21 protein-coding genes and 1 riboswitch are annotated in these 20910 nt (G+C 38.4%); of the genes, 15 read left to right on the forward strand and 6 right to left on the reverse strand.

From position 1 onward, the window contains the following. The first annotated feature begins 106 nt into the window (after positions 1–106). The 13 genes from AC4G3L_RS13405 (at position 107) to AC4G3L_RS13465 (ending at position 12574) form a co-directional block, all read left to right on the forward strand. On the forward strand, positions 107–1036 hold the full coding sequence (locus AC4G3L_RS13405) for an ABC transporter ATP-binding protein (protein ID WP_491077488.1): 930 nt from the start codon (positions 107–109) through the stop codon (positions 1034–1036). Continuing rightward, positions 1033–1989, forward strand: coding sequence for an ABC transporter permease (locus AC4G3L_RS13410; protein ID WP_491077489.1), 957 nt, complete (start codon positions 1033–1035; stop codon positions 1987–1989). The genes AC4G3L_RS13405 and AC4G3L_RS13410 overlap by 4 nt, the downstream gene beginning before the upstream one ends. Before the next feature lie 157 nt (positions 1990–2146). After that, entirely contained in the window at positions 2147–3019 is an 873-nt protein-coding gene (locus AC4G3L_RS13415) for a YitT family protein (protein WP_491077728.1), read from the forward strand. A 25-nt stretch (positions 3020–3044) separates the two neighbouring features. Continuing rightward, the gene (locus AC4G3L_RS13420) at positions 3045–3419 is read left to right on the forward strand and encodes a c-type cytochrome (RefSeq protein ID WP_491077490.1); all 375 of its coding nucleotides are present in this window, start codon (positions 3045–3047) and stop codon (positions 3417–3419) included. A 342-nt stretch (positions 3420–3761) separates the two neighbouring features. Further along, a complete protein-coding gene (gene ftsE / locus AC4G3L_RS13425) occupies positions 3762–4448 on the forward strand; it encodes a cell division ATP-binding protein FtsE (RefSeq protein WP_491077729.1) in 687 nt (228 codons plus the stop codon). Further along, positions 4438–5331, forward strand: a complete 894-nt coding sequence (gene ftsX / locus AC4G3L_RS13430; protein ID WP_491077491.1) for a permease-like cell division protein FtsX — start codon at positions 4438–4440, stop codon at positions 5329–5331. The genes ftsE and ftsX overlap by 11 nt, the downstream gene beginning before the upstream one ends. A gap of 98 nt (positions 5332–5429) precedes the next feature. Then, complete coding sequence (locus tag AC4G3L_RS13435) at positions 5430–6701, forward strand: murein hydrolase activator EnvC family protein (protein WP_491077492.1); 1272 nt, start codon at positions 5430–5432, stop codon at positions 6699–6701. A gap of 224 nt (positions 6702–6925) precedes the next feature. Then, positions 6926–8035 (forward strand): AimR family lysis-lysogeny pheromone receptor, encoded by a 1110-nt coding sequence (locus AC4G3L_RS13440; RefSeq protein ID WP_491077493.1) that lies wholly within the window; start codon positions 6926–6928, stop codon positions 8033–8035. A 29-nt stretch (positions 8036–8064) separates the two neighbouring features. Beyond that, positions 8065–8229: a hypothetical protein gene (locus AC4G3L_RS13445; protein ID WP_491077494.1), complete on the forward strand. Its 165-nt coding sequence runs from the start codon at positions 8065–8067 to the stop codon at positions 8227–8229. A 53-nt stretch (positions 8230–8282) separates the two neighbouring features. Beyond that, positions 8283–9719, forward strand: coding sequence for a S41 family peptidase (locus tag AC4G3L_RS13450; RefSeq protein ID WP_491077495.1), 1437 nt, complete (start codon positions 8283–8285; stop codon positions 9717–9719). A 454-nt stretch (positions 9720–10173) separates the two neighbouring features. Then, on the forward strand, positions 10174–11349 hold the full coding sequence (locus tag AC4G3L_RS13455; protein WP_491077496.1) for a PDZ domain-containing protein: 1176 nt from the start codon (positions 10174–10176) through the stop codon (positions 11347–11349). A gap of 643 nt (positions 11350–11992) precedes the next feature. Beyond that, complete coding sequence (locus tag AC4G3L_RS13460) at positions 11993–12202, forward strand: hypothetical protein (protein WP_491077497.1); 210 nt, start codon at positions 11993–11995, stop codon at positions 12200–12202. 129 nt (positions 12203–12331) lie between these two features. After that, positions 12332–12414, forward strand: a riboswitch (cyclic di-GMP riboswitch). A 34-nt stretch (positions 12415–12448) separates the two neighbouring features. After that, positions 12449–12574 carry an anti-repressor SinI family protein gene (locus AC4G3L_RS13465; protein WP_491077498.1) on the forward strand — a complete coding sequence of 42 codons (126 nt, stop codon included), beginning with the start codon at positions 12449–12451 and terminating at the stop codon, positions 12572–12574. Positions 12575–12712: 138 nt separating this feature from the next. On the opposite strand, the gene AC4G3L_RS13470 is transcribed toward AC4G3L_RS13465, so the two are convergent. Together AC4G3L_RS13470 and AC4G3L_RS13475 are read right to left on the reverse strand one after the other, a co-directional pair. Then, the gene (locus AC4G3L_RS13470) at positions 12713–13036 is read right to left on the reverse strand and encodes a helix-turn-helix domain-containing protein (protein ID WP_491077499.1); all 324 of its coding nucleotides are present in this window, start codon (positions 13034–13036) and stop codon (positions 12713–12715) included. Between the two features lie 167 nt (positions 13037–13203). Then, on the reverse strand, positions 13204–14148 hold the full coding sequence (locus tag AC4G3L_RS13475; protein WP_491077500.1) for a cation diffusion facilitator family transporter: 945 nt from the start codon (positions 14146–14148) through the stop codon (positions 13204–13206). A 644-nt stretch (positions 14149–14792) separates the two neighbouring features. Here AC4G3L_RS13475 and AC4G3L_RS13480 point away from each other — a divergent pair. Next, entirely contained in the window at positions 14793–14951 is a 159-nt protein-coding gene (locus tag AC4G3L_RS13480) for a hypothetical protein (RefSeq protein ID WP_491077501.1), read from the forward strand. Beyond that, on the forward strand, positions 14911–15090 hold the full coding sequence (locus AC4G3L_RS13485; RefSeq protein ID WP_491077502.1) for a hypothetical protein: 180 nt from the start codon (positions 14911–14913) through the stop codon (positions 15088–15090). Before AC4G3L_RS13480 ends, AC4G3L_RS13485 begins: the two co-directional genes overlap by 41 nt. 175 nt (positions 15091–15265) lie before the next feature. Here AC4G3L_RS13485 and AC4G3L_RS13490 read toward each other — a convergent pair whose 3' ends face one another. The 4 genes from AC4G3L_RS13490 to AC4G3L_RS13505 all read right to left on the reverse strand — a co-directional run bounded on the left by AC4G3L_RS13490 (position 15266) and on the right by AC4G3L_RS13505 (position 20749). After that, on the reverse strand, positions 15266–17206 hold the full coding sequence (locus tag AC4G3L_RS13490; RefSeq protein ID WP_491077503.1) for a glycoside hydrolase family 15 protein: 1941 nt from the start codon (positions 17204–17206) through the stop codon (positions 15266–15268). 36 nt (positions 17207–17242) lie between these two features. Beyond that, positions 17243–18064 (reverse strand): carbohydrate ABC transporter permease, encoded by an 822-nt coding sequence (locus AC4G3L_RS13495; RefSeq protein WP_491077504.1) that lies wholly within the window; start codon positions 18062–18064, stop codon positions 17243–17245. Continuing rightward, positions 18065–19360: a carbohydrate ABC transporter permease gene (locus AC4G3L_RS13500; protein WP_491077505.1), complete on the reverse strand. Its 1296-nt coding sequence runs from the start codon at positions 19358–19360 to the stop codon at positions 18065–18067. A 102-nt stretch (positions 19361–19462) separates the two neighbouring features. Next, a complete protein-coding gene (locus AC4G3L_RS13505) occupies positions 19463–20749 on the reverse strand; it encodes an ABC transporter substrate-binding protein (protein WP_491077506.1) in 1287 nt (428 codons plus the stop codon). Positions 20750–20910 lie beyond the last annotated feature (161 nt).

Below are 20910 nucleotides of genomic sequence, written 5' to 3' on the forward strand. Positions count from 1 at the left end.
TAGCTGGTCCTTTTTTCAATATTTTATAAATTTTGTGTAAATTCTGTAACTTTTATCCAATTTATGCGTTATGATTATAGATGTAATTTTGAAAAGGAGTGAAAGTATGAATGGGATAGCTCTTGAAGTGAAGTCACTATCGAAAAAGATAGGTAGTACGACCATTGTTGATGATGTGAGTTTCAGCGTTAAAAAAGGTGAAATTTTTGGTTTGCTTGGTCCCAATGGTGCTGGTAAAACGACCATTATTCGAATGATAGCCAGTCTGATCAATCGATCGAATGGACATGTTATGATTAACGGTCATGATTTGGATAAGGATTTTGAAGGAGCTATGCATGATTTAGGAGCGATTGTAGAGAATCCTGAGTTTTACAAGTATATGAGCGGCCGCAAGAATATGGTGCATTACGCACGAATGGCTAAAGAAAAAATCACAAAAGAGCGCATTGATGAGGTCGCTCGCTTAGTAAAGCTTGACCATGCCCTGGATAAGAAAGTGAAGACGTATTCATTAGGAATGCGGCAGCGTCTGGGTGTTGCGCAGGCTGTATTGCATCGTCCACAATTATTAATCCTCGATGAGCCGACAAATGGATTAGACCCACAAGGTATACGAGAATTCCGTGACTATTTACACGAATTAGCCCAGGAAGGGATAGGCGTGTTAATTTCCTCTCATTTATTATCCGAGATGCAATTAATGTGTGACCGCTTTGCTGTTATTGAGAAAGGTAAGCTTATACATATTGAGAATAACAGGGTAGAAGAAAAAGAAGAGGATTTAAGAGAAGTGGTCTTTTCCATCAGCAATGTATTGACAGCTGCCAAAGTAATCAGAGAGCAATTTTTCAATCTGGACATTGTGAAACAGGATGAAAAGATGATTGCGATCCAGGCAACTCGTGAAGATGTTGCCAAAGTGAATCGACAGTTAAATGAAGCAGGAGTAGATGTTTTTGAAATTAATGTCGTGAAGAAAACGCTCGAAGACCGATTCTTCGAGATTACGAAGCAAGAGGAGGTGCGAGTATGATTTCACTAATCAGGAATGAATGGATGAAGATATTCTCTAAAGTATCTTCGTATATTTTTATAGGCTTTTTGATTGTTGCCATTATAGGAAGTGCCATTCTTGTAAAGACATTCATTAATGAAGGGACAGAAGATTGGAGAACAGCTGAGGAGAATAATATCCAATCACAGCAAGCAGAGCTTGATGATCCGAATATTGCGGATGAAGATAAAGAATGGATTAAAGAAGATATTGCACGCAGCCAGGCGTTATTGGACACGGGTATCAATCCTAATCAAGAAACAAGCTGGACATTTATGGTGAACTGGGTTACATCTATCGCTTCATTTGTCACCCTGTTTGCTGTCATCATATGCAGTGCATCCGTTTCCGCGGAATTCTCTGATGGAACGATTAAACAATTATTAATCCGTCCTCATCGGCGCTGGAAGATTCTCCTCTCTAAATATATAACATCCTTATTATATGCTAGTACGATGGTTGTTGTATTAATTGGTGTAGGATACCTCGTCGGGCTCATGTTCTTTGGATCAGCATCCTTCACAGACAAGATGATTGACCCTGCAAGTTTTGATGGAGTGAAAACATTAGAAGCAGGTCCTTACTTTTTTGAGTTGATGCTATATTGGATTCCCGGTTTCCTTATTATTATCACGATTGCCTTTATGTTGAGTACATTGTTTAAAAGCCAGGCAATCGCAGTCGGTGTGTCTGTTTTCATCCTGTTTGCTTCTTCAACTGTGAATATGTTAATCACTTCCCTGGTTGAACGATATGAATGGCTGAAATTTGTTTTATTCCCTCACTTAGACTTGAGAAGATATATTATGGAAGCAGCTCCTATGTTCGAGGGTGCAACTGTTGGTCTCTCACTGGGTGTGCTGGCTGCTTATTACTTACTGTTTATCGCGATTACATTTTTTGTTTTTAAGAAGAGAGATATTTCGATTTAATTGATCAAAGGTGCCCTTTAAGGGTGCCTTTTTTCTGTGTCTTTTGTGGAATATTATTGTCTGACTTTTTCATCTCCTATTGCCTTTCATTGTTTCATGTCGAAATATCGTATAGAATGAATATGTTTTACTAAATGTTTAGATGGAGGCATCTGGAATCGTGAAGAAAAATAGAAACGTTAAGAAGGAATCGCATCCCTTCTTGCATCGCATCCAAGATTATTTATTTGTTTTAATAGGTTCTGCTATCGTCGCCATCTCCTTTAATCAGTTTTTACTGCCAACTAAAGTGGCATCAGGCGGTGTCAGCGGAATCAGTACGATTACGTATAATTTATTTGGATGGGAGCCTGCCTTTGTTCAATGGGCCTTTAATATTCCGCTTTTTATAGCTGGAGTTATATTGCTGGGCAAGCATTTTGGAATAAAAACAGCAGTAGGCACAATCTTTTTCCCCTTTGTTGTATTTATGACCAGTGATTGGTCTCCATGGACTCAAGATCCTTTATTGGGAGCCTTGTTTGGCGGAATTGGTGTCGGTTTGGGACTTGGGATTGTGTTCCTTGGTAAAGCTTCAACCGGCGGTACCGATTTGGCAGCACAAATTATTAATAAATACACCGGGCTATCTTTAGGAACCTGTGTCGCTTTCATCGATGGATTAATCGTATTGGCTGCCAGTATTGTATTTGATATCGAGCAAGGGCTTTATGCTCTAATAGGATTATATGCGACCAGCAAGACAATCGATTTGGTTCAGGTCGGCATTAATCGATCAAAAACGGTTATGATTATTACCAATCAAGAGACGGAAGTAAGAAGAGCCATTTTGGAAGAGGTCAACCGTGGGGTTACAAGATTGTCCGCACAGGGCGGTTATACAGAAAATGAACGGCCCGTATTAATGTGTGTGGTCGACCAGACCGAATTCACAAAATTGAAACAAGTGGTTCAGCAGATTGATAAGCAAGCATTTGTAGTCGTTATGGATGCTGCCGAGGTACTGGGAGAAGGTTTTAAAAGAGCCTAATTCGAGCTATTGATAAGGGCAAACAATGGTTGATTCCTTAAATTGGGAGGGGACTTCTCTGAAGAACTATTTGCATTTTGGTATAGCAGTTGTTATGATTGCCCTTGTTGGTTGTACAACTGATTCGGATGCTGGGCAAGATGAACCTGTATCACCATCTTCTGCTTCTATTGCGAATGATGGAAGTGAAGCTGCAAAGATTTATGAACAAAAATGCTCGAATTGTCATGGTGACACCCTGGAAGGGCGTGTTGGTCCTGAATTGACTTCAATAGAAGAAAGATTATCCGTGCAACAAATAGAATCCATTATTAATGATGGAGCACTTGCTATGCTGGCAGATTTGATAGCAGAGGATGAAGCCCAAAAAGTAGCGGAATGGCTAATGAGTAAGCAATGATATTTTAAATAGTTAATATGCAAACCGGAGGAGATAATCTTACCGGTTTCTCTTTGCCTACTATTTAAAGAATTTAGGTAAATAGACCTATATTTCAAGGGTCTATTAATGAGAAAAGGTCTATAAGTGTTATTCTGACTATATTTACGGTATCTTACAAAAAAAGTAATATAGTTGAAATATAATTGTAATATTACCGTGGTTTTTCTGACATTTTCTGATGTTATAATAAATCCGGGACAAAAGCTGGATTAATCCATCAAAAAACAAGAAAATACGACAACAGTCGATAAAAATATAGGTACATTACACAACATGAAGGTAGAAAAAGGTGAAAACGACATGATAGAAATGATTGATGTTCAAAAGATATACCCTAATGGCGTTTCAGCAGTCAAAGGCCTTAATGTAAAAATCAAATCAGGAGAATTTGTTTACGTTGTGGGGACAAGCGGCGCCGGAAAGTCTACATTTATAAAAATGATGTACCGTGAAGAAAAACCGACAAGCGGTACCATCATGATCAATGGCAGAAATATTGCTAACATCAAAAATTCCAAGGTACCTCATTTAAGAAGAGATATCGGAGTGGTCTTCCAGGATTTCAAACTGTTGAATAATCTTACAGTCTATGAAAATGTAGCATTTGCTTTGGAAGTTACAGAAGAAAGACCTCAGGCTATTAAGAAAAAGGTAATGGACGTACTTGATTTGGTCGGTTTAAAGCATAAGGTACGTATGATACCAACCGAATTATCCGGAGGAGAGCAACAAAGGGTCGCTATTGCCCGTTCCATTGTCCGCTCACCAAAGCTTGTGATTGCGGATGAGCCGACTGGTAACCTTGATCCGGAAACATCATGGGAAATCATGAAGATTTTTGAGGAAATTAATAAGCTTGGTACTACTATTGTAATGGCAACTCATAATAAAGAGATTGTAAATACATTGCAGCATAGAGTTATTGCGATAGAGAATGGACATATTGTACGTGATGAACAGAAGGGAGAATACGGTTATGAACTTTAGAACCTTCTTCCGCCATGTTAAGGAAAGCTTTAAAAATATAGGCAGAAACGGCTGGATGACATTTGCATCTGTCAGTGCCGTAACCGTTACACTATCTTTAGTTGGTGTATTCGTTGTTATTATGATGAATTTAAATAACTTTGCTTCAAGCATTGAGAGCAATGTTGAAGTCCGTGTGCATGTGGATCGTACGGCTACGGAAGAACAGAGAAACCAGCTTGAAAGCAAATTAAAAACATTAGATGAAGTTGAATCTGTTACTTTTTCCCCAAAATCTGATGAATTAAACAATTTAATAGAGACTATGGGGGATCAGGGGAGCGCCTTTAAACTCTTTGAGCAGGATAATCCACTGAATGATGTTTACATCTTGAAAACTCATCTCCCTGATGATGTCGTAAAAGTTGCTGAAAAAGCAGAAAAAATGGAATCTGTGGAGATTGTCAAATATGGACAAGGCTTCGTAGAAAAAATGTTTACTATTGTTGATACGTCCAGGAATGTTGGGATTGTCTTAATTATAGCCTTGCTGTTGACGGCGATGTTCCTGATATCCAATACAATTAAAATCACCATCTTTGCGAGAAGACGTGAAATTGAGATTATGAGATTAGTCGGAGCAACAAATGGTTTTATCCGTTGGCCGTTTTTCCTAGAAGGTTTATGGCTCGGCGTAATGGGGTCTATTATACCGATAACGCTCATTGCTGTAGGATATAAATACCTTTATGACAATTTCGCCTCTGCATTAACCGTTGATTATATGGATTTACTCCCATATACTCCGTTTATTTTCCAGGTTTCCCTGCTGATTGTCCTTTTTGGGGCTATGATTGGGGTTTGGGGAAGCTTAATGTCAGTTCGTAAGTTTTTGAAAATATAATTCTATCTTTTTATAAAACAATTGCGCCCCCTGTCACTAGGGGGTTACATACAGAGAATAGACAATTGTGTTACCTAGGTTTGAAAGGGGAAAGTCAAGTGAAGAAGACTATTGTTGCATTAAGCACAGTACTTGTGTTGGGTTTTGCCAGCCTATATGGCGGAGGCAGTGTCCAGGCAGCATCTGTTGATTCTTTACAACAGAAGAAGAATAACATCCAAGAAAAGAAATCAGCCGTTGAATCCAATATTTCAGAAGCAGACAGTAAAATCAATAAGATTGAATCTCAAAAAGCTGAAGTAAAAACAGAACTTAGTAAGTTACAAAAATCGATCACTGAAACACAAGAAAAAATTAAAGAGAAAAATAGCCAAATTACAACAACACAAGAGAAAATTACTAGTTTGAAAGATAGCATCAAAGAAACCGAGGAGCGAATCGAAGCTCGTAATGAGATCTTGAAAGAGCGTGCTCGGTCCTACCAGATAAATGGCGGGGGAGTAAACTATTTAGAAGTTGTGTTTGGAGCCAGCAGTTTTGGTGAATTTGTCGAACGTGTTGGTGCTATAAGCACGATTATGGAAGCGGATAAAGACATCTTAGACCAACAGGAAAAAGATAGAGCTGAATTGGTTTCCAAGAAAGAAGAAGTTGAAGACAAGCTTAGCAAATTAAATGCAATGAAAAATGAGCTTGTAACAATCAATGAAAAACTTGATGGCCAAAAGATCGAAAAAAATAAATTGATGGCTATTTTGAAATCTGAACAGGCTGAACTTGAAGAAGAAAAACTAAGCCTTGAAGAGGAAAATCAATTGTTGGCGAGCCAAGCAGAAGCTGTAAAAAAAGCGATTCAGCAAGAAAAGGATCGTCAGGCAGCAGAAGCTAACAAGGTCGCTGCAAGCACAGGCAGTAGTAGTAGCAGTGGAAGCGGAAGCGGTCCTACAGTAGCTGCCCCGGCCGTTACAGCTGGCAAATTTATGCGCCCCGCAGCAGGGTATGTATCCTCTGGATTTGGAGGAAGATGGGGTAAAAACCATAATGGAATTGATATTGCCAAGTCTGGAACAGTTCCTGTCGTAGCCTCTGCAGCTGGTGTCGTAACAAGATCTTCTTTCTCCAGCTCTTATGGAAATGTCATTTATATCTCTCACTATATTGATGGGCAAGTTTACACAACTGTTTATGCTCATCTGAGATCCAGAAATGTTTCTGAGGGTGCTACAGTAAGCAAAGGCCAACAAATTGGGCTAATGGGCAATACAGGACACTCTTATGGACAGCATTTACATTTTGAATTATACGTGGGTCCATGGACAGCCTCTAAAACCAATGCTGTCGACCCGCTTAACTATTTAAGCGGTATGTAAGCCGGAATTAAATAAGCAAGTAACGCAGTTCTCCTCTGAACTGCGTTTTTTTTTGTCATGGCAGGCCTCCATTATTTTAGAAAATGGTGAAATACATGAAAAATGTCGGTTTACCCCAAATTTTGGAGAATAAATAATATATACTATTTAGACATCAACTGCTAAAATTTGTATTATACGATAAATTTTTACAACATGTGAGGTGTGGCATGGAGGGTATAATTTTGAAGGATTATTTAATCAAGGACGATCAGCAGCAGTTTACTGATTTTATTAGTAAACAAAAAGAATTCTATGATCCTGACAAAATTGATATACATAGTATGATCTTTTCTCTGAATGACTTATTCCCGACTAACTATGTAAAACAGAAGGATTTTCTGAAAGAATTATATATGAAATGCAGGAATGCCATAAAACCTCATATCTTACTTGAATATTTTATGATGCAGGGAGATATGAAAGAAGTAGAATCTCTCCTCCAGTCTGAGAAAGAACTTGATCATCCCGAAATGAGAACATGGATCGCTATATATACCATCTTTAGTAAACAGAAAGAAGGACTGTTAACAGGAACGGACTTAATTGACGCCATCTTCAAAGTGAAAAATACAAATAATGAGACACTTATCCTTTCCTTGATTATTCACTTATATGGAATCAGTGAGACTGGATTATACGAACCATTCCATAAGGTTAGGCACGTCGTAGCGCCAATGGTTGAGTTAATGGATAATGATTATTTGCGTGAATCCTATTCTATCCGATTAGCTGAAATAGAAGTTCTAACTTATTTATATATGAATAAAATAGATCTTTGCAGAGAAAAATGCCTGGAAGTCCTCGAAAGGCGTGAACTGGAGGTTTATTTTCCGGTTATTTATTCCGCTTTCTTTCATACAATGGGAGAATCCTTTTTGTTTGAAAATTATGAGGCGGCAAGATACTGGATCAAAAAATCAATGGCCACTGTGAGTTCGTTGCCCTCCGATACGAAGCATACAAGAATGAAATATATGATGAAAACCATGGACTTTTTGAATTCTTATTGGGGAGTCGATATAGACTCGGTGCCAGATGATGATGCTGAAAAGGCCCATCGTTACATTGTGACAGGACGAGCGGAAGAGGCTGTACATATATTGGAAGAGCTTAAAAGAGAGAATGGATATTTGACATCTGATCAGTTGTTTTTTTATAGTATAGCCTCCAATAATGATACGTTATTGCAAGTAGCCAAGGATGTTTTTATATCCAACTCGAACTATTTATATCTTCAACTATTAAACTCTGAGAATGTACATAGATATAAACAAAGATTGGGAGGGGAATAGGTTGATGAAGCGAATGGCGGGATTGTTGATTGCGTTATGATACTGACTACGCTTTTGGCAGTTCTGCAGTATTTGCTCATGATCCAGGACCGATTGCTCCAGGTGCGCCAGTCCGCAAATTGATCGATAATAATAATCATACTATGTACAAGCCATTCATACTGTATATAGTAGACCTATGCATTGCACATTGATATGTGCAGTGCTTTTTTATTGGGTGAATTTTAAAAATCGGAAGGAGAGATATATGAATAGTAAGAGGTACTGGCCTTTTGTTGTAGTCATTGTTCTATTAGTTGTGACATTGGCTTTTTTTTGGTGGAAGTATGAGACGTTGGAGCAATCGCTGGAATCGAAGGATCAAAAAGAGAATCAAGCTGATTCATGGCCCCAGCTAGAAAAAGTAAAACAAGCTTATGATATTATTACTTCTAATTACGTAGAGCGTATAGATGAACAGCAACTGACTGAAGGGGCCATTAAAGGGATGCTTAGCGAGTTGAATGATCCATATTCGGTGTATATGGATGAAGAAACATCCTCTCAGTTTCAGCAAACTTTGGATTCCAGTTTTCAGGGAATTGGAGCTGAAATCAGTTTGATGGATGGAAGATTTATCATTGTGTCGCCATTTAAAAATTCTCCGGCGGAGCGAACTGGAATTAAACCCGGTGATGAGATTATCCGTATTGGCGGCAAGGAAGTTAAAGGAATGGAGCTTTATGATGTCGTATCCTTAATCCGTGGTAAAGTCGGTACTAAAGTAACAATTGACATTAAAAGAAGCGGTAATGATACTCCGATTACCTTTTTAGTAGAGCGTGATGAAATCCCAATTGAAACAGTCCATACGGCTCTAAAAAAAGTAAGAGATAAAAACATAGGGTATATCCAAATTACCTCATTCAGTGAACAGACAGCAGACGATTTTCTTGTCGGGCTTAAAGATATGGAAGAGGACGGGATAGATGGATTGCTAATTGATGTGCGGGGAAATCCTGGTGGACTGTTGACAAGTGTCCAGGAAGTTCTGAAGGAGTTTGTTACGAATGAGCATCCTTATATTCAAATTCAGGAGAGAAATGGGAAGAAGAATAAATTCTTCTCTACACTAAAAGAAGAGAAAGAGTATCCGATTGCTGTACTTATTAATAAAGGAAGCGCATCAGCTTCTGAAATATTTGCCGGCGCCATGCAGGAAGCAGAAGGATATCCGCTGATTGGTGAAAAAACATTTGGAAAAGGGACCGTTCAGCAGCCAGTTTCACTGGGTGATGGAAGCACGATTAAGCTGACCTTTTATAAATGGCTCACACCAAAAGGGGAGTGGATTCATAAACAAGGCATTAAGCCAACGATGTCCGTGCAGCAAGATAGCTATTATGCTTTGCAGCCTCTGGTTGTTACGGAAACACTGCGTAAGGATATGAATAATAAGCAGGTTAAGACTCTACAGCAGATGTTGGATGGAGCAGGGTACGCCCCTGGACGTACAGATGGTTATTTTAGCAGTAAGACAGAAAAAGCTGTCCAAGCCTTTCAGCGAATCCATAAACTTCCGGTAACCGGTGAGGTTGATCGGGATCAGGCAGCCAAGCTTCAGCAAACGATCGTAAAAATGATCAAGGATGAAAAAAATGATCGACAGCTGCAAACTGGATTAAGCTGGTTAGCACAACAGTAAGGCTGGTTTTCTCAAGTGCACAAGAGAGCAGATAATTAAAAAAGGTCTTTCTTAAGGGGGCTTTTGTATAATAAGTCATACTCAGACTTTGTATTTCAATACTTCTAATAAAGGAACCATCAAAAGTGAGGGGATATGCCTTCACTTTTTGCTTTTTTCATCAGCTATTCAAGCAGTAGGGGCATGAGCAGTAAAAGACCTGTGATTAGAACGACCATGTATATGAACTATAACGTACATGTTGCAAATACTGTTATTATCCCGTCCATTCAGTTGATATTCAGACATTAACAGCCATCTTACGTAACAGGGGATATTTGTATGAAAATGGAGAATTTAGTCGATTAAACTCATACGCTGGCTATTTACTTATAACAATCATAAAAGAATGATAGGAAAGAAAGGGGGGATTTGATAGAATATTAAGTAAGTGTATACAAGGTTGGTGATTAATTTGTGGGAAACGTGGATAATTGAAATAGCTAAAGGTATAGGGGAATTGTTTTTACACCCGCTTTTTTATGTTGGATTCATACTTACTTATATACTCGGCTCCATGAGGGTCAAACAGGAGAGAAAACTGTTTCATGTCCGTGTGGAAGATCCTATGATAGAAATGAAGGAATATATTGTACCAAGTATAGTCTGGGGACTTATTCTCTCCATTATTACTGGGCTGATTGGCTTAAATGTTCCATTTGATTTTATTTTATTAGTAGGCATCCTTATGTTACTGATAAGTTTAAGCGTGCAAATCAGATTTCTTTCCCCAGCGTATACAGTTGGACTGGCCTTTCTCGTTATCTATATTTTATTTGGAACGGGATTTGACGGTATATTGAGTAATAAGTATTTTTCATTTGAGCAGGCAATCTATCCCTCAATAGCTGTTTTAACAGGTTTGCTGTTAATGACAGAGGGGTTTTTAATTAGGAATAGAGGAGCCATTCAAGTATCTCCAACAGTTGAAAAAGGGAAACGTGGGCTCTTTATTGGAGCGCAAAGAACGAAAAGAGTTTGGCTCGTGCCGGTCTTGTTATTTATTCCCAATGGAATCCTAGAAGTACCCGGAGACTTCTGGCCCGTCTTTACTTTTGACGGAACAGATTGGAGCCCCATTCTAGTCCCATTTTTTATAGGGTTCTCCTTTAAAGTGAAAAGTAATTTGATGGGCAATGTGGTTGGAAAGATTGGGACTCATGTAGCTATTCTTGGTTTCGTTGTGTTGGTTCAAGGTGTAGTTGGAAAGTGGTATCCCATTAGCAGTTTAGCAGCTGTAATCATTGCGATTATTGGCAGGGAAGTTATACACTTTGTGTATAAAAAGAATGAAAGTCAATTAAATCCTTACTTCACATCGGGGAAAAAAGGACTAGTGATCTTAGGTGTCCTACCGGAATCTCCAGCTGAACGGATGGGATTAAAAGCGGGTGAGCGTTTGACCCGGGTGAATGGTCAACAGGTTTTCAGTTCTGATGATCTGTATAAAGCATTACAATCCAATCGTGCCCATTGTAAACTCGAAGTCTACGATACGAATGAGCAAATCAGGCTTGTTCAAAATGCCTTGTACGAGGGTGACCATCATGAGCTTGGTATATTGATGGTGGACAATGAGTGGAAGAGGTAGAAGTCTGCTAATATCCAAAAGGGAGGTCACAGGTATATACCTGTGACCTCCTTCTTATTAGAGATTGAAAAGAGTACTTTATTTCTCTTAATCTCGTTAAATTCATATGTGGGATACTCTTGATCGTTATTTTCCCTCATCTTCAATAGGATGTATTCATTTTATCCTCTTTCTCGTTCTTCTTTTAATCTTTTGTTTGTCTTTTCCTGGCTGTTGAAATTGAATTATTCTTTGATATATAAGGAACTGTCCTATTTGCTGCAGAATAGGGGAGAACCGCATAAAAAAATAGCAGACAAGGTTCTTATAATAAGGACTTTGTCTACAGTCTGGATTCTCTCTTTGTGAGAGGATTTTTTCATTTACATCGGGATAGTCATATAAAAAGGGTACATTGTAGCAATTAAAGAACAGGTCCAGGTACATCAGGCTACTCTCTTTAAAAAAGGTTTCCTTTTATATTTGACTGAATAGTATAATAATAGTAAGATGTTCTTAAAAAAGAACAGTAAGTAGGTCTTTTGCAGTGCGAAAGAGATGGAAATTCATGTATATACTAATTTTGTTTAACAGGAACGATAGAAAGGTAATATTTTTTTGAAATACATGTTCTTAAAAGAGAACAAAAAGAAGGGGGGATTTTATGTATCGCAAAAATTGCTATCTTTGTTATCGAGCTTCTTATAGTAGCTGTGATATGGGAGAGTGGCTTTGCCCTTCCTGTGGCAACGATTTAACCAAGCAACAGGTGCTAAGGGCAGTCGAGTATTCCGCCAATAAACAAATCTACTATGAGAAATATCAAGCTCAAAACGACAAATTTCATTTATTTACGACACAAAAAACCTATTAAAACACGGCATAGTGATTCTTTTTACCTATATTTGTAGAAAAATGAAGGAAAATATAATTAGGTATTTATTAATAAATTACAAATAGTGTCAATAAAATAGGTCAAAAGATAGTATACTGATTTATAGCTAACAGAAAAAGGCAAACTTATTGAAAAATAAGGACGCAAAGTCACAGGTCTAAGGTATTAACTATGATGGCTGGATTGCCTGAAATACAAGAGAGTATTTTAGGGGGAATCAAATTGGTGAATACAGTAAGTGCTGAATTGGATCAGGATTGGGTCGAACTGATATTGATTGCCCGAAAATTAGGGTTTAGTAAAGAAGATATCAGGGATTTTTTAGAGAGAGAAGGAAAAAAAGAGGAATGAAAATGAATAGGGAAAGGGCTGCCTCGATTATAGTGATAGCGATCGGGGTATTTATTTTGATTTCGTTCTAAAAGAAATCACTTACAGGTGTTGTAAGTGATGATTTAAGCCTAATATGAACCCATTACTGTAACATTTCTACTCTTCTTTATTAATGCGCCACTTATTAAATTCAATAAATTCCTTAAACTGATCCTTAGATACACCTGATTTCATTGCTTCTTTTACTAACTGAGCCCAGTCTTCATCAAGATTATTCATGTCTGGTTCATCATGTAAAAGAGCATCAAGCGGTATATTAAGAACAGCTGCTATCTTTTCAAGGAATTGGACAGACGGATTAACTTGGATGTTTCTCTCGAGCGAGCTTAAATAGGATTTTGCTACTCCCGCTTTCTCTGCCAATTCCGTCATAGACAACTTTTTTTCTTTTCTAATTTTTTTTACACGATCACCTATCATTTTATATTCCCTTTCTGAATGAAAAAGTACAAATTATGTAAATTTAGCCGCGCCCATTAAATTTATTATAATAGTTAGAACCTTCACATACAAATGCTTTTGGAATTTGATTCAAAAAAATGGCTAAAATATGACTTCCTATAAGGGTGAAAATCCTTATTTAAGTACTAATTACATGTTCCATGCTGAATATTCTTTATTATATGCTGTCCTTCGATTTGAAACGTACAATGTTCAATCTGATGATTGTTGATTAACCGTTTTTGCAATTGAACAAGGATTAGATCTCGGTCTATTTCTTTCTCCACGACTACATGGCAGCTAAGAGCTGGAAACCCTGATGTTATGGTCCAAACGTGCAAATCATGTATATCTAGGACACCCTCTATGCCCATGAGGCTTTCTCGTACCTGCTCTATATTGATACCGGCTGGAGCACCTTCCATTAATATATGATAGGAATCCTTCAATATACGCCAGCCGCTTACTAAGACAAGGGTTGCGACGATGATGCTGGCGATTGGATCTGCCATATTCCAGCCGAACAGAATAATTAAAATACCAGCAAGAATCGCGCCTACTGAACCGAGCAAATCGCCTAATACATGAAGAAAAGCTCCGCGCATATTCAGATTCTCCTCTGTATCTCCCTTCAGCAAAATCCAGGCCACTATTAAATTGACGATCAACCCGATTATAGCAATCCAAAGCATGTTTGCACTGACCTCAGGCGGTTCTTTAAAGCGTTCAATGGCTTCCCAATAGATAATGAAGGCAATGATGACTAATGTTAGGCCATTAATAAATGCAGCCAATATTTCAAAGCGTTTATAGCCATAGGTTTTGGAATAATCAGCCGCCTTCTCAGAAAATGTAAAGGCAAATAAACTTAATCCCAGAGCAGCTGCATCACTGAGCATATGGCCTGCATCGGAAAGAAGAGCAAGACTATTAGTCCAAATACCGCCGATGACTTCTATAATCATAAAGACGAAAATGAACCCAAGGCTAATGGCAAGTGCTTTTTTATTTGCATGATGATGGTGATGACCCCCGCTTCCATGGTTATGACTATGATTGTGCCCATGGTGATGGGATTGTTGTTCTGACATCGTAAGCACCTCCAAATCCACTGCTTTATTATTGTCTTCTACTTGTATATAGATATTCTGAGATCGTTTTAACCCCCATGCTTATATGATATGTACCCTCTTTTATAAATATTTACCGTAAACTAAAAATCTAATTTGCTTTAAGAGCCTGGGTTGATTTAGTGTATATCGATTTAAAAATAGGTTTATTTCAAATATTTTTTGATTTATCTAAATAATTTTATTTTAAAATCCTGTTTAAGGTCAACTTAAAACTATTAATATGTTCAACAGCATGCCTTTTACCTTTAATTTCCTTTTTAAAATCAATGATAAGAGGCATTCTGATTATAAATCAGTGATGTTTCAGTATAAAGAACCATTTGAATTTAAACTTAATCGATGGATGACTGCTTATGTTCTTATAAGAATTACCTAAACACTTGTCAGTAAACAGTTCTTTTTGGAGGATTATAAATCAGTACAGCAATTATTTCCGAGCGAGGATGGAAGTAAGCTTTAACAAGTAGTCTTTTTGAATTATATAGAAAATAGTATTATGAAAATGAAGTATATAAGGATCTGAATAATCAACATTAGTCCAATTAAATCAAAATCAGCATTATGCCCACATGAACAAAGGGGTTGCGAATCCTTCGGAGGGTATGCAGGTAATTACTGATCATGTGGCGAACGTTCCGAAGAGTTCGAAACCTGCCTCTGAACTAGCCGCAAAAGAGAAAACCATTATTTCAGAATCCCTGCAAAGGATGGATAGTACCCATGGAGCAGCTGAGCGCCATTTCTATACAATCATCCAGTAATATCGAAAAGATTACGGCTGCCTTTGAGGAACAATCTGCTATTGTCGGTAAAATAGCTGCACCTTCCAAAATTTATCTAAACGGGCAGAAGCGCTTGCACAAGCTGTTCAGAAATTCAGGATTTAATATTCACATCTAAAAAGAAAAGGATCTTCAGGCTAATCATTAGCCTGAAGATCCTTTTAGTTCTTCCAAAAGATGTAGTGTAAATTATTTATCCACAGGGAAAAGTGGATTTGCCTCTATCAAATTTAAAAGAAATTGTGATAACCGGGTATAAGGTTGTGGAAAAACCTACTTATCCACAAGGTCCCTTATACTTCCATGCCATTCTCTTTCATTTCTAATACCGTTAAAATGAACATGGCATGTGACCAGGTAAGTGGCAATACCCAGGCAGGGCGGCCCGTAATTTTGTCAATTTGCTCAGCGAGAAGATCTAAATCAGTGGCATGATCGACTACCCAATTAAATAATTTCTTAGCTTCCAGCTGTTTATTGATTTTTATATAATAAATTGCAAGCCATAAGGTAGCTATAATCCAAGGGTCACCACTTATATAGATATCTCCAGGGAAACGTTCAACCCCTCCAATGATTTTGGAGCGGCACAGCCTGTCGATGGTTGCAGCCGTCTGCTTCATTTTTGGATCATTGGCATCAATCATATTGAATGGTACCTGAAGGCCAAGCAGACATATATCAATCACATCATCTCTTACCTGACGATAGATGGGGTACCCTTTGGAGTCATACTCCTTCGATACATCTTTGCCCTGTGCTTTTTTATTTAAATAAGCCGGTTCATCAAGCCTTAAATGAAAAGCGCGGAAAAAGGCTTCATTTGTCTCGTTGTAACCGATCTGCAGAATCGTCTTTTTCATCGCTGCTGCTGTATTTCGATAGAGAATTGCTTTTTCAGGATGACCTAATCTTTCGGCAAAAGCAGCAGAGCCCATAAGTCCTCCATACACAGCTGCAGCTGAATAAAAGTGTTCAGCCTCCCTTTTTTCCCAAATATCCATACTTGGCAATGGAAGATGGGTGATAGGGTCAATAAATCGGGTGAGAAAATCGGCGCCCTTCTCAATAACGGGCCACATTTCAACCATAAACTCTTCATCACCGGTCATTTCGTGAAATTGATGAAGTCCCCACAAAATAGAACCTGTTTCATCTATTTGCATTCCCCAGGCAGGAGCTATATGTCCATCTAAATAGTGACGTTGATCCCATTTTCCATCTTCATCCTGAAGAGTTTTGGCAAATCTATAAAACTCTTTGACTTGTTTATGATAGCCTGCACGAGCATAAGCTGTAGCCGTATAGGCAGCATCACGGCCCCAGCAATAGGAATATCCTCCTGAAAAGGCATACTCCTCATCTACTTCTGGAGCAGCGATAAAACCGCCATTTTTATTGTTCATTAAATGAAACATAAGCAAAGAACGTTCATATATTTTCTTCGTACGTTTGTCTTTAATCTCGACTGGCTTAGCTTGATCTAGATAATCATACCAGTAGTGCAAAGTCTCCTGTAGATGTTCCTCAAAGGAGACCTGTTTAGCATCCTTTAAGACATCAATTGCTTTTTTTGAGCCACTGCCTGCTGCAATATAAAGTGTGATCGATTTTTCCTCGTTTGGGTTAAGAGAAAGCGGTGCGTATTCAATCCCGCAAGATGATTTATTGGCTATTCTTTTTCCGGGTAGATAACCGTCATTTAATTCCTTAAATGTAGCCCCGCATTGAAATCTATTGACGTTATGAGTAGAGCCAACCGCAAAGCCATATTCTCTGTGATAATGAATAAAGCTATCTGTATTTTCATCAAACTTAACTGTTTGGTAGCGTCTTTTTTCATCAATCATAAAATCGCTGTAAATCACGAAACTTAGATTTTGTGGGCGTTCTGAAAGGTTTTTGAATGTAAAGTGCCGTACAAAGACATCTTTATTTGGTAACACGAAATCCATCTGTCTGATCGATAAGCCAGAACCTCCGAGCGTAGAGATGGTTTCTAAAATATTTGTACGGTCAATATAAGCTTGTTGACGATTCCAAACATTCTCATGAAGGAAGAAGGTCTTTACCGAGCCTTCAATGCCGCGAATACCTGTATAAAATAGATTTAGATGCTGGGGAAAGTCGATATTCGGCCACGTGATTCTTTGCGCCTGTCCATCTTTTGTTAAAGATACCAGCATGCTGGAATTTCCAATTATTGCTTCCGTAATATATGGTTTCTTTTCCATCTAATTTCCCCTCCATGTTGAAACAGAACAAGAGTGTTATCCCTTCACTGATCCTGATGTCAATCCAGACACGATTTTTCTTTGGAAAATTAACACCAATATGACAATTGGGATCGTGACGATGACAGTAGCTGCTGTAATATCACCCCATGGAATGGTATAGTCACTTTGATAAAGGGATATCCCTACCGGTACAGTTCGTGCTGCTTCTTTTGAATTAATTGTTAAGGCAAATAAATATTCGTTCCATGCTGCGATAAATACAAGGATGGCTGTCGTAAACACACCTGGTGCAGCCAGTGGAAAAATAATTTTTCTGAATGTCTGAAACGGTGTAGCACCATCCATTTTAGCTGATTCTTCAAGGTCCTTTGGTATCTTCTGGAAGAATGTAGATAAAAGCCAAATAGCCAAAGGCAAACTAAATGTAATATAGGGAATCACCAATCCTGTATACGTGTTACGTAAATTAAAAGCCGTTACAAAGTTATAGATTGGTGAAATAATTGCGATATGCGGAAACATCGATGATGCTAGTATTACAGCAAATATTATACCCTTTCCTTTAATCGGTAAACGTGTTAACGCATAAGCGGCAAAGGATGCAAACGCAATCGCAATAATGGTGGTAACGGAGGAAACTATTAAACTATTTTTCATATAAACGAGAAGCGGCCTTGAAGTTAAGGCAGATTCATAGGAGTTAAGGGAAGGGTTTTTGGACCACCATTTATAGGAGGCGAAAATTTCTCCCGGTTCTTTTAAGGATGTAAGAAAGACCCATAGAAATGGGAACATGACAATAAAAATGAAGAGAGCAATTAATAAATAGAAAAGTATCTTTTTTGCATGCTTCATTTAATTTTCCCCCTTTCCTTTTATGCGATCTCCAAAAAGATCAGAACCAATAAATTTAATGTAAATCAGGCTGATCAACGCCACTGAAACAAATACGATGATTGAAAGGACGGAGCCTTCACCAAAATTCTGTTGGGCGAATAGAGTTTTATACGCATAAATGGTAATGACTTCTGTTGAATTCGCAGGACCGCCTCCTGTTAAGACGAAAATGAGGTCAAATACCCTGAATGCATCTAATGTACGGAATAATAAGGCTACTAGAATACTGGATTTTAATAAAGGCAATGTTATTCTTCTGAATTGATACCACTTGCTTGCTCCATCAACTGAAGCGGCCTCGTAGATATCCCCCGGAATCGTTTGCAAACCGGCTAATAGCAGTAAAGCCATGTAGGGAGTCGTTTTCCATATATCTGTTAAGATAACGGAGGCCATTGCACCCACGCCTGTACTCAATAAGTCTCCTGCATTTGATATAAGATGAAGCTCTTCAAACAAGTGGGCGATGATACCGGATTGGCCATCATAAAGAAACATCCACATCATCGCTGATACAGCTGTCGGAATCGCCCAGGGAATTAAAACAACGGCTCTGACAATCCCCCTGCCGAAGAATGCCCGATTGATTAACAAGGCAATCGCCAGTCCCAACACCAATTCAAAAAAAACAGTCACAACGGTGAAAATGAGAGTATTGGATAAGGATTTCCACATTCGCCCATCCGAGAGGTATTTCCCGTAATTACTTAAACCAACGAAGTTCTCCTTCAGAATGGATTCAGAAACTGAGGAAGACAATGCTGCCGTTTCCTTGGCGAATTCTGCCTGATCTCCTTTAATTGATTTTAATTCAGAGGATATAGAGGCTAAATCTTTTTGATAGGCTTCCGCTGTATTCTTATCAATCTTTGCATATTTTTCATCTTTCTCTTTAATGGGTTCAAAGTTTGCTACCTTTTCTTCCACATATTCGTATTTCTTTTTAATATCCGACTCTTTTAATAATTTCGTGTGGTTTTTTTCGATTGTTTGAGCCCACCGGCTAGAGTTGTCGCTCTCCAATTCGTCAAGGTTCTTTTGGAGAAAATAATAATCATTTGCATATCTTTCAAGGTCAATCTGAGCAGATAACATTCGTACCGATTTAGCTGGATTATTTAATCGATAATCAAACATGCTGTTCCAAAAGGACATGGCTATTGGATAAAGCACGACAATAGCGATGAGAATAAGAGAGGGAATAATCATGGCATACCCTAATTGCCGTTCGGATAGGGAAAATTTCTTTTTCATATCATTACTCCTTTCAGGCTGAGATTTTCCAGAGCTAAAAAACAGGAGATAAGCTTTTTGTGCCCATCTCCTCCCATTGGCGTTACCTATCAGACTGGTATTCTATTCATTCAGTGCAGCCTTCATTTTTGATTCCATATTTTCAATGGCTTGATCGACTGTGATGTCTTTGGTCAATGCTTTGGAAATTTCAATTTGAAGGATATCTGATATTTTTTGATAGTTAGGAGTAACAGGTCTTGGCACGGCATTTTCCAATGTTTCTACAAAAGATTTTTCTTTGAAAACAGGGGCTGCCTCCTGGATTTCCTTGTCCTCATACAATGCTTTTATGGTAGGAGCGCGTCCGCCTTCCGTAGCTGAAATCTTTTGTCCCTCTTCACCTGTCATGAATTTTACAAATTCCCATGCCTCTTTTGGATGATCTGTATAACGGTTAATCATGGCCATATAGCCTCCAAGTGTCGAAGCAGAGCCAGAATCACCGGCAGGCAGTGAGGTGAATGCAAAGTTGTCGGCTACCTTTGATGTAGCTTTATCAGCAGCTGTCTTAGCCATATAGGGCCAATTCCGTGCAAAGACGGTTTGCCCTTCATTAAAAGCAGACTCTGTTTCGGTCTCAGTGAAGGTTAAAATATTATTTGGCATGAAATCCGCATTGGCGATTTCGATCATTTTACTCAGACCTTTTTTGGCCTCCGGACTATTAATTACGACTTCATTGTTTTCATCAATAATTTTCCCTCCGTACGCAGCAATGAATTCCATGGCGTTAACTACAATACCTTCATATTGTTTAGCTTGAAAGACAAAGCCTGAGCTGGTTCCTTCTTTGCCGTTTCCTTCTTTAGCCATTTCAATTAGCTCATCCCATGTTTTCGGAGCTTCCTTAATTAGGTCTGTTCGATAAAAGAGAATGCCCGCATCAGAGTATTTTGGCATAGCCCATTGCTTGCCCTCAAATTTTCCTGCTTCGACCGTACCAGCGAAATAATCATCAAGATTAATTTTATCTTGGTCAATAAAACGGTCTAATTCCATAGCGTAGTTTGCCTGGGCGAATTCTGCCGGCCAAACGACATCTGCATCAAATACATCAATTTCAGTGCTTTTACTACTGAACGTGGTTACATATTGGTCATGCTGTTGGGTTGAACTGTTTGGCATTTCTTGGTAGTTTACTTTGATGTTGGGATGCTTTTTCTGGAACGCCTCGATTAGTTTTTCGGTACTGCCGGTTGTATCGGCTCCTCTGGCATATGTAATTTCGACTACCTTTTTGTTGGATTCTTTCTTATCGGTAGAGGTTTCTTCGGTATCCGAGCATGCTGTTAAAGCAATCCCTACTAAAGCAGCGGTAGAGAAGGATAACCATTTTTTAATTTTCATATTTCCCCTCCTATTTAATTGGTAACTACTTCTATATAGATTCCTTTAGATCTGGTTATCGAAACCTAATTTTGGTATAAATTTCAACTTTTGTTACTAAGTCCCTATGCGTCTTCGGTTATACAGGTGGCAATCCGGGCTAGATAGAAAAACCTGGGTTT

Source organism: Bacillus sp. z33, assembly GCF_058313615.1.

Excerpts from the sequence above, each read along its gene's own strand:
- AC4G3L_RS13405 (WP_491077488.1), top strand. The coding sequence starts at position 107 with ATGAATGGGATAGCTCTTGAAGTGAAGTCACTATCGAAAAAGATAGGT.
- AC4G3L_RS13410 (WP_491077489.1), top strand. The coding sequence starts at position 1,033 with ATGATTTCACTAATCAGGAATGAATGGATGAAGATATTCTCTAAAGTA.
- AC4G3L_RS13420 (WP_491077490.1), top strand. The coding sequence starts at position 3,045 with ATGGTTGATTCCTTAAATTGGGAGGGGACTTCTCTGAAGAACTATTTG.
- ftsE (WP_491077729.1), top strand. The coding sequence starts at position 3,762 with ATGATAGAAATGATTGATGTTCAAAAGATATACCCTAATGGCGTTTCA.
- ftsX (WP_491077491.1), top strand. The coding sequence starts at position 4,438 with ATGAACTTTAGAACCTTCTTCCGCCATGTTAAGGAAAGCTTTAAAAAT.
- AC4G3L_RS13450 (WP_491077495.1), top strand. The coding sequence starts at position 8,283 with ATGAATAGTAAGAGGTACTGGCCTTTTGTTGTAGTCATTGTTCTATTA.
- AC4G3L_RS13460 (WP_491077497.1), top strand. The coding sequence starts at position 11,993 with ATGTATCGCAAAAATTGCTATCTTTGTTATCGAGCTTCTTATAGTAGC.
- AC4G3L_RS13470 (WP_491077499.1), bottom strand. The coding sequence starts at position 13,036 with ATGATAGGTGATCGTGTAAAAAAAATTAGAAAAGAAAAAAAGTTGTCT.
- AC4G3L_RS13475 (WP_491077500.1), bottom strand. The coding sequence starts at position 14,148 with ATGTCAGAACAACAATCCCATCACCATGGGCACAATCATAGTCATAAC.
- AC4G3L_RS13480 (WP_491077501.1), top strand. The coding sequence starts at position 14,793 with ATGCAGGTAATTACTGATCATGTGGCGAACGTTCCGAAGAGTTCGAAA.
- AC4G3L_RS13485 (WP_491077502.1), top strand. The coding sequence starts at position 14,911 with ATGGAGCAGCTGAGCGCCATTTCTATACAATCATCCAGTAATATCGAA.
- AC4G3L_RS13490 (WP_491077503.1), bottom strand. The coding sequence starts at position 17,206 with ATGGAAAAGAAACCATATATTACGGAAGCAATAATTGGAAATTCCAGC.
- AC4G3L_RS13495 (WP_491077504.1), bottom strand. The coding sequence starts at position 18,064 with ATGAAGCATGCAAAAAAGATACTTTTCTATTTATTAATTGCTCTCTTC.
- AC4G3L_RS13500 (WP_491077505.1), bottom strand. The coding sequence starts at position 19,360 with ATGAAAAAGAAATTTTCCCTATCCGAACGGCAATTAGGGTATGCCATG.
- AC4G3L_RS13505 (WP_491077506.1), bottom strand. The coding sequence starts at position 20,749 with ATGAAAATTAAAAAATGGTTATCCTTCTCTACCGCTGCTTTAGTAGGG.